This is a genomic window from Haemophilus sputorum CCUG 13788 (assembly GCF_000238795.1).
Lineage (GTDB): Bacteria > Pseudomonadota > Gammaproteobacteria > Enterobacterales > Pasteurellaceae > Haemophilus_A > Haemophilus_A sputorum.
In genome coordinates this window covers 53,319-67,473 of record NZ_AFNK01000003.1, presented here as the reverse complement: position 1 = coordinate 67,473, position 14,155 = coordinate 53,319, and the positions used below count along the sequence as shown (strand labels likewise).

At 36.6% G+C, this 14,155-nt stretch carries 12 protein-coding genes and 1 pseudogene; 1 reads left to right on the top strand and 12 read right to left on the bottom strand.

The window, feature by feature from the left end; translation table 11 throughout:
* Positions 1–24 precede the first annotated feature (24 nt).
* The 10 genes and pseudogenes from HSP_RS0100815 to HSP_RS0100765 form a co-directional block, all read right to left on the bottom strand.
* Positions 25–900 (bottom strand): annotated as a pseudogene (locus tag HSP_RS0100815) (DMT family transporter).
* A gap of 60 nt (positions 901–960) precedes the next feature.
* Complete coding sequence (gene typA, locus HSP_RS0100805; RefSeq protein WP_007523319.1) at positions 961–2,808, bottom strand: translational GTPase TypA; 1,848 nt, start codon at positions 2,806–2,808, stop codon at positions 961–963.
* A gap of 163 nt (positions 2,809–2,971) precedes the next feature.
* A complete protein-coding gene (gene wbaP / locus HSP_RS0100800) occupies positions 2,972–4,390 on the bottom strand; it encodes an undecaprenyl-phosphate galactose phosphotransferase WbaP (protein ID WP_007523321.1) in 1,419 nt (472 codons plus the stop codon).
* A gap of 84 nt (positions 4,391–4,474) precedes the next feature.
* Positions 4,475–5,542 (bottom strand): dTDP-glucose 4,6-dehydratase, encoded by a 1,068-nt coding sequence (gene rfbB / locus HSP_RS0100795; RefSeq protein ID WP_007523351.1) that lies wholly within the window; start codon positions 5,540–5,542, stop codon positions 4,475–4,477.
* An 11-nt stretch (positions 5,543–5,553) separates the two neighbouring features.
* Positions 5,554–6,324 (bottom strand): DUF4422 domain-containing protein, encoded by a 771-nt coding sequence (locus HSP_RS0100790; protein WP_007523382.1) that lies wholly within the window; start codon positions 6,322–6,324, stop codon positions 5,554–5,556.
* Position 6,325: 1 nt separating this feature from the next.
* Positions 6,326–7,252, bottom strand: coding sequence for a glycosyltransferase family 2 protein (locus HSP_RS0100785; protein WP_007523335.1), 927 nt, complete (start codon positions 7,250–7,252; stop codon positions 6,326–6,328).
* A 72-nt stretch (positions 7,253–7,324) separates the two neighbouring features.
* Positions 7,325–8,470, bottom strand: a complete 1,146-nt coding sequence (gene glf, locus HSP_RS0100780) for a UDP-galactopyranose mutase (protein ID WP_007523343.1) — start codon at positions 8,468–8,470, stop codon at positions 7,325–7,327.
* Positions 8,471–8,483: 13 nt separating this feature from the next.
* Positions 8,484–10,238 (bottom strand): glycosyltransferase, encoded by a 1,755-nt coding sequence (locus HSP_RS0100775; protein WP_010128174.1) that lies wholly within the window; start codon positions 10,236–10,238, stop codon positions 8,484–8,486.
* Between the two features lie 48 nt (positions 10,239–10,286).
* Positions 10,287–11,018 (bottom strand): ABC transporter ATP-binding protein, encoded by a 732-nt coding sequence (locus HSP_RS0100770; RefSeq protein WP_007523306.1) that lies wholly within the window; start codon positions 11,016–11,018, stop codon positions 10,287–10,289.
* Complete coding sequence (locus tag HSP_RS0100765; RefSeq protein ID WP_007523399.1) at positions 11,018–11,806, bottom strand: ABC transporter permease; 789 nt, start codon at positions 11,804–11,806, stop codon at positions 11,018–11,020. The genes HSP_RS0100770 and HSP_RS0100765 overlap by 1 nt, the downstream gene beginning before the upstream one ends.
* Before the next feature lie 156 nt (positions 11,807–11,962).
* Between HSP_RS0100765 and erpA the strand changes: the two genes are divergently transcribed.
* Positions 11,963–12,304, top strand: a complete 342-nt coding sequence (gene erpA, locus HSP_RS0100760) for an iron-sulfur cluster insertion protein ErpA (RefSeq protein WP_007523309.1) — start codon at positions 11,963–11,965, stop codon at positions 12,302–12,304.
* Positions 12,305–12,375: 71 nt separating this feature from the next.
* Here erpA and ychF read toward each other — a convergent pair whose 3' ends face one another.
* Together ychF and pth are read right to left on the bottom strand one after the other, a co-directional pair.
* Positions 12,376–13,467 (bottom strand): redox-regulated ATPase YchF, encoded by a 1,092-nt coding sequence (ychF, locus tag HSP_RS0100755; protein ID WP_007523369.1) that lies wholly within the window; start codon positions 13,465–13,467, stop codon positions 12,376–12,378.
* Between the two features lie 35 nt (positions 13,468–13,502).
* Positions 13,503–14,087 (bottom strand): aminoacyl-tRNA hydrolase, encoded by a 585-nt coding sequence (gene pth / locus HSP_RS0100750; protein WP_007523345.1) that lies wholly within the window; start codon positions 14,085–14,087, stop codon positions 13,503–13,505.
* Positions 14,088–14,155 lie beyond the last annotated feature (68 nt).

Genomic DNA, 14,155 nt, shown 5'->3' with positions numbered 1-14,155 from the left:
TTTTTAACCGCTTGTATCGCGTTATTAGTGGCGACTTTTTAGTGATCCTAAATAAATGGATAATAACGTGATGCCCGCGCCACTCCATTGCCAAAGTGTAATTGCTTTCTCTAAATAAAATGCATCAATAACTAAAGCAATAACTGGTTCAGAAAGAAGCAATAAGCCGGTTAAACTAAGCGACAAATAAGGAATCGCATAGGCAATCATTCCCCATGCCACACACTGCATAATTACCCCATAAATCAGAATAAGCCCCCAATCTTGCCAAGAGATTGGATAAAAGTTTTCTGCATTCAAGAATACGGAAGGGAAAATTAACGCAACTGCGCCACTTAAACTAATGATAAACATCAGTGGGAATAGTGATGTTTTTTCAGTTTGGTGAACTTGCTTAATCATTACCATTGAAGCTGCAAGCATAGCTGCAGATAATAAGCCAATAATAACACCATATATGCCAGCCATATTATGTTGCAGTTCATCTCCAGTAATCATTACCACGCCAGCAACAGCCAGAAGAAGACTTAATAATTGCAATTTACTTTGGCGTTCTGCAAAAAAGAAAAAGCCAATAGTCGCAAGAAAGAAAATCTGCAAGCTATTGAGTAAAGTAGAAATTCCCGGGCCGACAGCATAAATACTTTCATGCCAAAAAGCTAAATCAAATGCTAAAAAAATGCCAGAAAAAATACCAAACCATCAAGCTTTTCGATTTTTGGGAAAAGTTTGCTTTTTCCATTTCATTAAGCCATAAAAAACAAATGATGCGATCAATAAGCGCCAAAAAGCAATTGCATAGCCACCTACTGGCACAAATTTGACGATAAGGCTCCCTAAACCAAATAACACACACCCCACCACTAACATAGGTGCGGCATAATTACGATTGGTAGTCATAGATTCCCCATTAAACACCGATAAAAAAGCGGACTTTCGTCCGCCTTTTGGTTTGATATATTAACGTGTGCTAGTACTTGTTGTCGTACGGCTTGCACGTTTACGATCTGTTTCCGTTAATAAACGTTTACGAATACGTACTGATTGTGGTGTTACTTCCACTAATTCATCATCATCGATAAACTCTAACGCTTGTTCTAGTGACATACGCACAGGTGTCGTTAATACAATCGCATCATCTTTACCTGAAGCACGCATGTTGGTTAATTTTTTACCTTGTAAACAGTTAACGGTTAAGTCGTTTGAACGGCTATGAATACCAATAATTTGACCTTCATATACATCCACACCGTGGTCGATCATTAATTTACCACGCTCTTGTAAACCGAATAAGGCGTAAGCTAATGCTTTACCCGTAGCATTAGAAATTAACACACCGTTTTTACGTTGGCCAATTTCGCCCGGTTTTACATCATCATAGTGGCTGAAACTTGAATAAAGTAACCCTGTACCCGAAGTCATGGTCATAAATTCGTTACGGAAACCAATTAAACCACGGCTTGGAATCACATACTCTAAACGTGTACGACCTTTGCCATCTGGGATCATATCTTTCACTTCACCTTTACGGATACCTAATGCTTCCATAACTGCACCTTGGTGTTGCTCTTCAATATCAATCGTTACTTGTTCAAATGGCTCTTGTTTTTTTCCATTTTCTTCTTTGTAGATTACTTTCGGACGAGATACTGCTAACTCATAACCTTCACGACGCATATTTTCAATTAACACCGATAAGTGCAATTCACCACGGCCAGAAACACGGAATTCATCTGGGTTTTCTGTTTCTTCCACACGTAATGCTACGTTGTGCACAAGCTCTTTGTTTAAGCGCTCAAGGATTTGGCGAGAAGTCACAAACTTACCTTCTTGACCACAGAATGGTGAAGTATTTACACAGAAGAACATGGTTACTGTTGGTTCATCAACAGTTAATGCTGGTAAAGCTTCTGGATTGTTAATATCACAAATAGTATCTGAAATGTTTAACTCACCTAAACCAGTCAACGCAATAATATCGCCCGCGAAAGCTTCTTGCGCTTCATAACGTTCTAACCCTAAATGGCCTAATACCTGACCAACTTTACCATTGCGCGAATTACCATCTGCATCAATAATTGTGACACTTTGGTTTGGTTTAATTGAACCACGTTTAACACGACCAATCCCAATCACCCCTACATAATTATTGTAGTCTAATTGAGAAATTTGCATTTGGAACGGGGCATCTAATTCTACTTTCGGCGGCTCAACGTATTTTACAATCGCTTCAAATAATGGCGTCATATCTGGTGCTAATTCTTCATGCTCTAAACCAGCTACACCATTTAATGCTGATGCATAAATAATTGGGAAATCTAATTGTTCGTCTGTTGCACCTAAATTAACGAATAAATCGAATACTTGGTCAACCACCCAATCAGGACGAGCACCCGGGCGGTCAACTTTATTGATCACAACGATTGGTTTTAAACCGTGAGCGAACGCTTTTTGCGTTACAAAGCGAGTTTGAGGCATTGGGCCATCAAACGCATCAACAACTAATAATACAGAATCCACCATTGAAAGCACGCGCTCAACCTCACCACCGAAGTCTGCGTGTCCTGGCGTATCTACGATATTAATACGATAATCGTTCCAGTTAATTGCGGTATTTTTTGCAAGAATGGTAATGCCACGTTCTTTTTCAATATCATTTGAGTCCATTACACGCTCATCTGCATCACCACGAGTTTCCCCTAATGTACCTGATTGTTGTAATAATTTATCTACCAAAGTCGTTTTGCCATGGTCAACGTGCGCAATAATTGCGATGTTACGCAATTTTGAAATATCTAATTTTTGCATTGAAATTCTTAATATACTAAATTGAAAGAAAAGGGTGGACTTCGTTCCCTAGCAGAACCAAGACCACCCTACGGAATTTTGAGGGGTCAAATTATACGCTAAATTCTCAGCATTGGCTATGAAACAAGCGGGTTAATTTGTAGAAAAATTTGCAAATTATGTATCAATAAGCACCTTGACGCTTTAGCACAATATTCACGGTTTTGGCTAAAATCACCATATCATTCCATAGCGACCAGTTTTTGACATACCAAGCATCTAAATAAACACGTGTGGCATAATCTATATCATTACGCCCACTAACCTGCCATAAACCAGATAATCCTGGGCGAACCATCTGATAATAAATAATATCGTCACCGTAATATTTAAGTTCTTGGCGTGTTACAGGCCTAGGCCCAACAAGGCTCATATCCCCTTTTAACACATTCCATAACTGAGGCAATTCATCCAAACTAGTTTTACGTAAGAAATGACCAATTTGTGTAATTCTCGGATCGTTTTTTAATTTAAACTCTTTCTTCCATTGCTTACGCGCTTCTTTATCTTTTTCTAGTAGCGCTCTTAACACTTCTTGTGAATTAGGTACCATCGTACGAAATTTATAACACTTAAATACATTACGATTGCGCCCTACTCGAACTTGGTTATATACCGCAGAACCGCCATCCTTTTTAATAATTAGCCATATTCCTAAAAAAAGTGGAGAAAGAAAAACTAAGAGCAAACTAGACACGATAATATCAAAAGTCCGTTTAACAAAACGTGTTGAGCGCTTGGCTAAATTATTCGGAATCCGCAAAACAATAGTTTCTGAACTAAAAAAGTGAGAAACCTCTGCCCCATAAAGCGGAATGCCTTGCAAGGAAGGAATGATAGATACATTACGGAAATTCAGGCGAGATAGCTTCTTTACCCAATAAGCCAGCAACTCCGCCTCATCATGCTCTAATGCAATAAAGATTTTCTCAAATTTTCCTATTTGCTTAAAAAATTGTTGCTCGGTGATAAACTCCAAATCTTTGGCTAAAAGGCCACAATCTTGTTTTGCAACAAAAGCGGTGACTTGATAACCGAGATTTTTTTCTGCTTGAATCGCTTTATACGCTCTAAAAGCATTCCTGCCCGTACCTATAATGGCACTTGGCATCTCCCACATTCCTTTCAGGCTCAATATTTTTTTACACAGCAAACGGAAAATAGGAAAGCAAACAAAAAGCACGCCATAAACGCTTATCCAGGTTTCAAGTGGTTCCGGAACTTTTGCAAAAACCAGTAATGCCAAATTAGCCAATGAAATAACAAAAAGCGTGAAGAAAAGATCTCTTAACTCATCCCAAAAAGGTTTACGATAGGTGTAATGTCGATAAACCACCCATAAAATGCCAATACTGGCTAGCATGGCAAGTAAAAAAGAACCCGCGCGATAAATAGAACCTTTAATTTCCAAAATATCATTAGAAAAATCATTTAATGGAGAAAGCCAGTAACCCACAGAGATCGAGAAAATATAAGAGAAAAAGTCTGTACCAATAAGGCTAAGCTTATTGATAAAAGGCGCTGAACGATAAGTTTTTACCATATTATTTCCCTTGTTAACTCTGCATACGATTTTATATGCTTTTGCACTTTTGCAAGAAGCACATAAAATTTCACCGCTTGTAAATTATTTAACACTCAAATATCCGCGGTGATATGAACCATCTAACACACGGCTCCACCATTTTTTGTTATTCAAATACCATTCTACTGTTTTACGAATACCTGATTCAAATGTCTCTTTTGGTTTCCAGCTTAATTCATGTTCAATTTTTGTGATATCAAGCGCATAACGCAAATCGTGGCCTGGTCGATCTTTGACATACGAAATTAAATCTTCATATTTCGCCACATTTTTAGGCTTATTTGGTGCAAGCTCTTCTAACAAATGACAAATTGCAAGTACGACATCAATATTCGCTTTTTCATTTTTCCCACCAATATTGTAAGTCTCGCCAACGTTTCCTTCCGTGACAACTTTATATAGTGCTTGTGCATGATCATCTACAAATAGCCAATCTCGTCTTTGTAGGCCATTACCATATATTGGTAGTGGCTTTCCAGCTAAAGCATTTAAGATCATCAAAGGAATTAATTTTTCAGGGAACTGGAAAGCCCCGTAATTATTTGAACTATTCGTAACAATAATTGGTAAACCATAAGTTCGAGCCCATGCTCGCACTAAATGGTCGCTTGATGCCTTAGAAGCCGAATAGGGGCTGCTTGGGGAATAAGGAGAAGTTTCGGTAAATAAACTATCTTGTAGGGCTAAATCGCCATAAACCTCATCCGTTGAAATATGATGAAAGCGAAATGCCATTTTTCTCTCATCACTCAAATTATCCCAATATACACGAGCAGCCTCTAATAACGTATAAGTGCCTACAATGTTTGTCTCAATAAATACCGCTGAGCCATCAATAGAGCGATCAACATGACTTTCTGCCGCTAAATGCATAATTGCATCAGGTTGGTGTTGTTCTAATACTCGAGACAATTCTTTTATATTACAAATATCTACTTGCTCAAAAGCATAACGCGGATTGTTTTTAACCGACTCTAAAGAATCTAAATTGCTCGCATAGGTTAATTTATCAACATTGACTACGCTATCTTGTGTGTTTTCGATAATATAACGAATTACAGCAGAACCGATAAAACCAGCCCCACCTGTAATTAACAATTTTTTAGGCATTTTATTTCTTTCTATTTTTTAACTATTCTGCGCTTAATCATACCAAACGCTTTTTTCAATAAATTCTCTCCCTCTAAATTTACTACAGGAAGAAACTTCACATTCAATTGATTATGTAGCACCCAAACATTAAACAAACGTTCTGCAATAAACCCAAAGACCCTTTTTTGATAATTATCATACTGAGTAATATCTAGGCGCTTCTCTAATTCAAACAAAATAGAGAAAAGCCAGAGGCAGTATTCTGATGCTTTTTCTGATGACATTACAAACATATTGTATAGATGAAGTTTACGACCTTGCATCACGGTATCAAAACTCTTTAAATATTCAGGTTGCAATTCAGTGATAACTGTCCTTGTTATATCAAGATCTTTGATATGATGTGCATGTTGGTAATGAGAGTAAATTGATTCGATAAAATAATTCCGTTTTCTCGGTAAAATTACATCACATTTATCTAAAATGCTTAACAGCTCTGACTCTGAAGCAATTTGTTTTTTTTTCAAATATAATGCTTTACCCGAAAAATAGCGGCGATAATGTACCAACCCAACATATTGATTATTTTCAAACACACCGTTTTTCCAAGCCCAATAAAGCCCGGTAAGTTCACAAAAACTACTGTTTTTCTCAGCAATATTTATACCTGAATTATCTTGGTAAAAGTCCTCATTTTTTAGACCGCTTGCAACACCCCCTACAAACAGCGGACGATAACATGCTGAATGAGGAAATTCATAGTCTTTATGCGTAATCACTAATACAGTAAGCTTTTGCATATTATTTTAAGTAATCCTTATGATGAGAGAAGTCCCTCATTATGCCATGAAAAATTCCTCTGGCAGCGATACTCAATTTAGAAAAACTAGGTTTGGTCAATGAATAGAACCATAAAACTTTAAATATAAATGCCAAAACATGCAAATAGCCACTATATTTTTTATGATTGGATATAGCATTTCTACACATGCAATAAAGTTTCAACTTCGATGGTGTATCGTTAAAATGTAGTTTATTAAAAAACATCGGCGTACCTAATGATTCATCTTTAGGATGATAAAAATAAGCATCTACAATAGAAGCAATGTCTACACCATATTTTTTCATTCTTGCCGTGTATTCCATATCATCCCCCCAAATAAAATACTCTTTTAAAGGGAAACCGACCTTTTCAACCACTTTCGATGAAAGCAGAATACCGTTAAATGGAATAACTATACCGTCTATTTTTTCTTTGATTTCTAATGCTCTCAGATCAGCTAACGTATCTAACCTTTTCAAGGTTGAAGGTAGTCGCATCGGAAAACAAAATTTATTGGGTTGTTTAATATCAAGCACTAATGGGCCTAAATAATTATTTTCTGTCGCAAATGGGAATAATCTCGCTAAACAATCATTCGCAGGAACACCATCATCATCCATTAGCCAAATATAATCAAAGCCATGCTCAAAAGCATACTTGATTCCCTCATGGAATCCGCCTGCCCCTCCCATATTTTCGGGCAAGGTGATCAAAGTAAAAGCATCATTATTTGTCCAACCATGCTCACCTAAAAAATCAGCTGTGCCATCAGTACTGGTATTATCAATCACCACAATATGAGTTAAAGGATGTGTTTGGGCTTTCAGTGCATTTAAACAATTTAATAATAATGCTTTGCGGTTAAATGTCACAACCACTGCACAAATTGATTTTTCAGTATGCATAATTGACTCAATTTTATTTAAACAAAAGCCATACACGAAATCGTATATGGCTTGATGATAGGCTCGCTATACTTAATCCATATTCACATAGAATGGTTTAAGTGCGGTCTGTTTTTCTAATGATTCTTTTACAACATCAGCTGTTTCTAAAGCTTCTTTAATCGTCACATCCATATCTAAATAACGATAAGTACCTAAACGACCGACGAAAGTAACTTGCGTTTCCTTGTTCGCTTTTTCAACATATTGTTGTAAAAGAGCTTTATCTTTCACTAAACGAATCGGGTAATACGGAATATCATTTTCACCACATAGACGGCTAAATTCACGATAACAAATTGTTTTCTCGTGTTGTTCCCATGGTGCAAAGTGTTTATGTTCTGAAATACGAGTATATGGTACTTCTTCATCACCGTAGTTAATTACTGCATTACCTTGGAAATCGCCTTCATCTCGGAATGCTTCGAAATCTAAGGTACGATAACCTAAGCGACCTAACTCAAATCCGAAGTACGCATCTAAAGGACCCGACCAGAAAATATGATCAAATTCTGCCTTCATCGATTCAGCAAATGGCGTATTTAAACGCACTTCAATATTTTCATGATCTAAAATCGCTTCCACAATCTGTGTATATCCCTCTTTCGGCATACCTTGGAATTTATGTGCAAAGTAGTTATCGTCATAGTTAAAGCGCACAGGTAAACGTTTTAAAATGCTTGCCGGTAACTCTTTTGGCTCAACACCCCATTGTTTCTTGGTGTAACCATAGAAAAACGCTTTATACAAATCCTTACCAACAAAACGCATCGCTTGCTCTTCAAAAGTTTGCGGATCAGTAATAGACAAATCTGCTTGCGCCTCAATTAAAGCTTTTGCCTCTTTCGGTGAGCACGTTTTGCCAAAGAATTGGTTAATCGTATGCAAGTTAATTGGGAGAGAATACACCGCACCTTGACTAATTGTTTTTACACGATTAACAAATGGCATAAACTCACCAAAATTGTTCACATAAGTCCATACTCGCTCATTATCAGTATGGAAAATATGTGGGCCATAAACATGCACCATTACATTTGTTTCAGCATCACGTTCAGAGTGACAGTTACCTGCTACATGGCTACGAGAATCGATAACAACCGTTTTATAACCTTTCTCTGCTAATTCGCGAGCGATAACGGCATTGGAGAAACCTGCGCCGACTAATAAAAATTTCATAAATACTTACCTTTTATTTATCTTGCTTGAATTGTTTTTTCCAAAATTCTGCACTGGTTAACTCATCATAAGATGATTGATACTCTTTTTTAAGAGAATCATAATTCTTATATAAATTAAACGCAGCTTTAGTATATCTAATTAAATAACTAAAGAATTTTTTCTTATCATGCTCAAGAATAAATCCCTTTTGAGTTGGCCAATGGATATAAAGCACCTTATTATAGCGATAAACTTCTCTTAAATTACCGCCAAATCCTTTAGGTTGCCACACCATACCTTTTTTAAAGAATACTTTTGGTAAAATATGCCCATTTAATGTAGCCCAACGGAATAATCGAGCAAGACGTCCTTCTTCTGGTTTTCCCCAAATAACATTGGACGAAACCTCATAAGGAATATCTATAACTTTTTCAGCAGAAATTATTTTTTGAATTTCAGGTCGTCTTTCAGACATACTAACATTCTGTTCCCAAAAAGACTTTCCTTTCATTACATCTTCCATCGCTAAAATAGAAGCCAATGCTGTTTCATATTGATATGACAATAGATTTTTTAAGCACATTCTAGCGGTTGTTTTTATCACATCTTTTGCATTTCCTCGAACCAAATTATGTAAATAATGCATAATGTGATAACGAGTATCTAAATAATGTGGTAATGGTCCATTTTTTAATGAGAAATCTTCTTGCCATGAAGAAATACCATTTAATGTTAAAATTTTAAAATCATGAACTAGGCTAAATCCCGAATCATCTCCACGCACAAAATAAGGGAAAGCATAATGTTTTACTTCTGATAATGGAAATGCAAAGAACCACCAACCACCATAATCAATATGTTCTTCTTGTTCATTGATTAATAAAGAATTAACCTCTCTTAGATCTAGATTTGGTTTAACCGCTTTACAGACGCCATCAAATTTTGCCCCATTTTCAAATTGACGGAACATTTCTGCCTCTCTAAGCATCGCCCCTGCTAATGCAGTCTTATGATCTAAAGCATGCTCTAAGAAAGATATTGTACGCTTAATACCCTCAACCTCACACGAAGCATCATCATCCATAAACAAACAGTGAGTATAACTACCGCTTTCCTTAAGATGCATTAAACCTCGAGTGAAACCACCTGAACCACCTAAATTTTCATTAGGAATGATAGTTACATTTTCAATTTCTGGTAAATTTTGGCTATTATCAACAATATATAAATCAACCTTATTATTAAATTCAGGTTCTTTTAATAATTGGTTATTTAATCGCTCAACGGCTGGCAATACAAAATTCTGACGATTAAAATGAGTAATGACAATTCCTAATTTTATAACATTTTGAGTATTGCACTCTGTTAAATAAGAGAAATCCATCACTTCCGCATCAGAGAAAGCTTCAATATCAAAAGAAAGCATCCCATCTTCAATATTTTCCCAAAAAGGAAGTTGAATATGCAATGTTGTTACTTCATCACTATCAAGATATTCTTCACTCAAAATTCGGTCACTAAAATGCAACTGTTTTAAATTCCAAACAATCTTTATTTTACCTTTAAATTTAATTAAAAATTGAAGGCTATCAACATTAGTATGTCTTTTCCACTTACCAACACTAATACTATTAAAATAAGTATCTGTAGAAAAAACACCAAACTTAGCCAACTTTAATATACGATTATTTATATCTAAATCTACAAATTCGTTATATCTAAAATATAACTCCGTTTGCGAACATAATGAAAAACTAGGAAATACCGCTCTTTGTAAAGTATGCATAAATATACCTGTATTAAATACTGTTATTTTGTACTAAAAAACTAAAATTTATCTGTCATATAGTGGAATTACATCTTCCGCTTTACCTATTGCCTTCACAACACCTTTATCAATCCAAATAACATTCTGACAAAGCTCTTTAACTTGGTCGATAGAGTGAGAAACAAATAAAAGCGTTGTGCCACCAGCCAACATTTTTTCCATCCGTTGCTTACATTTTTCTTGGAATGCTGCATCACCTACAGCCAATACTTCATCCACAATTAAAATTTCTGGCTTCACTATCGTTGCCACTGCAAAGCCTAACCGTGCTGCCATTCCTGATGAAAAGTTTTTAAGTGGCACATCCACAAAATCTTGCAGTTCCGCAAACTCAATAATTTCATCAAAATGCTGCTCCATAAAAGCTTTCTTATGCCCAAGCAGAGCACCATTGAGATAGATATTCTCTCTTGCAGTAAGTTCGCCATCAAAACCTGCACCTAGCTCAATCAACGGTGCAATATTACCGTGTACTTCTACCGTACCTTTATAGGGTTTTAAAATACCACAAATGAGTTTTAGAAGCGTTGACTTACCTGAACCATTGGTACCAATTAGCCCCCACGATTCGCCTTTCTTTACTTCAAGATTTACATCTCTTAATGCTAAAAACTCTTGGAACATAAGTTCGCCCTTTAGCATCTTAATCACATACTCTTTTAAGCCATTGTATTGTTCGGTTGCTTTATTAAAACGAACGGTAGCATTAGTGACTTTAATAACAGTTTCTGTATTCATTAGATATATAAAATAAACTCGTCTTGTTTTTTATTAAAATACCAAGCACCTAAAATCAAAAATCCAAAAGCGACAATAAATCCAACTAGCATGGAATTAAAATCTGGTGCTTTAGCGTATAACACAATATCTCGGAATTGCTCAATATAACGATACATTGGGTTTAAATTCATATATGCCCAACGATATTCTTCTGGAATGATGTTTACTGGATAAAACAAGGGAGTTAGATACATCCACATGGAAGTAAACACTCCCCAAAGATATTGAATATCTCGGAAGAAAACTGTTGCTGCCGCTAAAAATAAACTAATACCTAAGCTAAAAATCAGCACTTGCAAGATAATAATAGGAAAGTATAAAAGGTTCCAAGAAAACTCAGCACCAGTAAAAACCATCACTAGCACTAAGGCGCCCAAAGAAAAGACAAGATTAACTAATGAGCTTCCTACTTTAGAAAGGGTAAAAATATATTTCGGTACATAGGTTTTTTTAAGCAATGAAGCATTTCCAGTAATAGACCAAACTGCATTATTGGTTGCCTCAATCATAAAATTGAACATTGTTTGACCGGCAATCATATAAAGTGGAAAGTTTGGAATATCAAAACGAAATATGTTTGAGAAAACAACCACTAACACCATCATTAACATTAGTGGATTTAAAATACTCCACAAATAACCCAGATAGCTTCGTCTATATTTAAGTTTTACATCGCGAATAACTAGCTGCTTAAGTAGCTCATCAAAAGCCAAAAAACGCTGAAACCCACTTACAATTGTCTTCATTATTTACATCACTTTTTATATAAAATAGAGGAATATCATATCAATTTTTCATCTTCTTGCCAAAAGATTTAAGGTCAACTCTTCTTACTTGCGCTCTTGCTCAACAACCTATATTAGGGGATAATATACTAATTATCTCTATTTTTGAGGAACAACATGAACGACATCCAAGTTCCGCTAATCTTTACTGATGCAGCGGCCAAAAAGGTGAAAAGTTTAATTGAAGGGGAAGATAACCCTAACCTCCGTTTACGTGTGTATATTACCGGTGGGGGTTGCAGTGGATTCCAATATGGTTTTACCTTTGACGATCAAATCAACGATGGTGATCTCACTATCGAAAACCAAAATGTGGGTTTGGTGGTTGATCCGATGAGCTTACAATACTTAATCGGTGGAACAGTCGATTATACCGAAGGATTAGATGGATCACGTTTTGTGGTGCAAAATCCAAATGCGAGTTCAACCTGCGGTTGCGGTTCTTCTTTCAGCATTTAAACTGGGATAAACAAATAGCCCGCTTGTGTTTACAAGCGGGCTATTTTTATGGATTTTTTGCAAAGACCTAATTACACGTTAAAACGGAAGTGCATTACATCGCCATCTTGCACAATATAATCTTTTCCTTCTAAGCGCCATTTTCCAGCTTCTTTCGCACCGTTCTCGCCTTTAAATTGAATAAAGTCATCATAAGCAATCACTTCAGCACGAATAAAGCCACGCTCAAAATCGGTATGAATGACTGCTGCCGCTTTCGGTGCTGTTGCACCAATAGACACTGTCCATGCGCGAACTTCTTTTACACCTGCCGTAAAGTAGGTTTGTAAGTTTAATAATTTATAACCTGCACGGATTACACGGTTTAAACCTGGCTCTTCAATGCCTAAGTCTTGTAAGAACTCGATTTTTTCATCATCTTCTAGCTCAGCAATTTCTGCTTCAATAGCTGCACAAACGGGTACAACAACTGCATTTTCTTTTGCCGCAATTTCACACACACGATCAAGATATGGGTTATTTTCAAAACCATCTTCGTTCACGTTTGCAATGTACATGGTTGGTTTTAAAGTTAAGAAGTTATAACCTTTAATTGCATGTAGCTCATCTTTGTCTAAATCTATTGAACGAATCATGCCGCCAGCTTCTAAGGTTGGCAGAATTTTCTCCATGATAGAAAGCTCAAATTTAGCATCTTTATCGCCACCTTTTGCGCGTTTCTGTAAACGTTGAATTGCACGTTCACAACTATCTAAATCAGCAAGCGCTAATTCAGTGTTGATGACTTCAATATCATCTGCGGGATCAATTTTGCCTGAAACGTGAACGATATCGTCATTTTCAAAACAACGCACCACATGCCCAATTGCATCCGTTTCACGAATATTTGCTAAGAATTTGTTTCCCAGCCCTTCGCCTTTGCTTGCCCCTGCTACTAAACCTGCAATATCTACAAACTCCATCGTAGTTGGTAATACACGTTCTGGTTTTACAATTTCCGCTAATGCATCTAAGCGCGGATCTGGCATTGGCACTACACCAGTATTTGGTTCAATCGTACAAAACGGATAGTTTGCTGCTTCAATACCCGCTTTCGTTAATGCATTAAAAAGTGTTGATTTACCTACATTTGGTAAACCGACGATTCCACATTTAAATCCCATTTTTATTCCTATCTCATTAAAATAAAAGTTTACGATTAGGCTTTAAAGCCATTTAATTGGTTGGTTGCTTTAGTCACGCCATCTTTGAACCAAATATCCATTGCTCGAGCGGCTTCATTTACTGCTGCATCCATTTTTTCTTGATCTGCACTTGGCGCTTTACCTAATACATAACCTGCAACCAATTCTTTTGAACCCGGGTGATCAATACCGATTCTGATTCGATAAAAATTATTACGATTACCTAATGCTGCAATAATATCTTTTAAACCGTTGTGACCACCGTGTCCGCCACCTTGTTTAATTTTTGCAACACCACATGGTAAATCTAGCTCATCATGTGCAACCACAATTTCCTCTGGTTGAATGCGAAAGAAATTGGCTAATGCTCCGACAGATTTTCCGCTTAAATTCATAAAGGTTGTCGGCACTAATAACCAAAATTCGCCTTGTGCTGTATTGATTTTGGCGGTTTTACCAAAATACTTGCTATTCTCGCTGAGTTGAACGCGGTAAGCATCCGCTAGCTTTTGAATTAACCATTCGCCAGCATTATGGCGGGTCGACTCATATTTCGCCCCCGGATTTGCTAACCCAACAATCAATTTAATTTGCGACACACTTGCCTCTCTTGCGCCTAAAAATAGGCTATTGTAGAGAAAAAGCGCACTTTCTACAAGGAATTGTC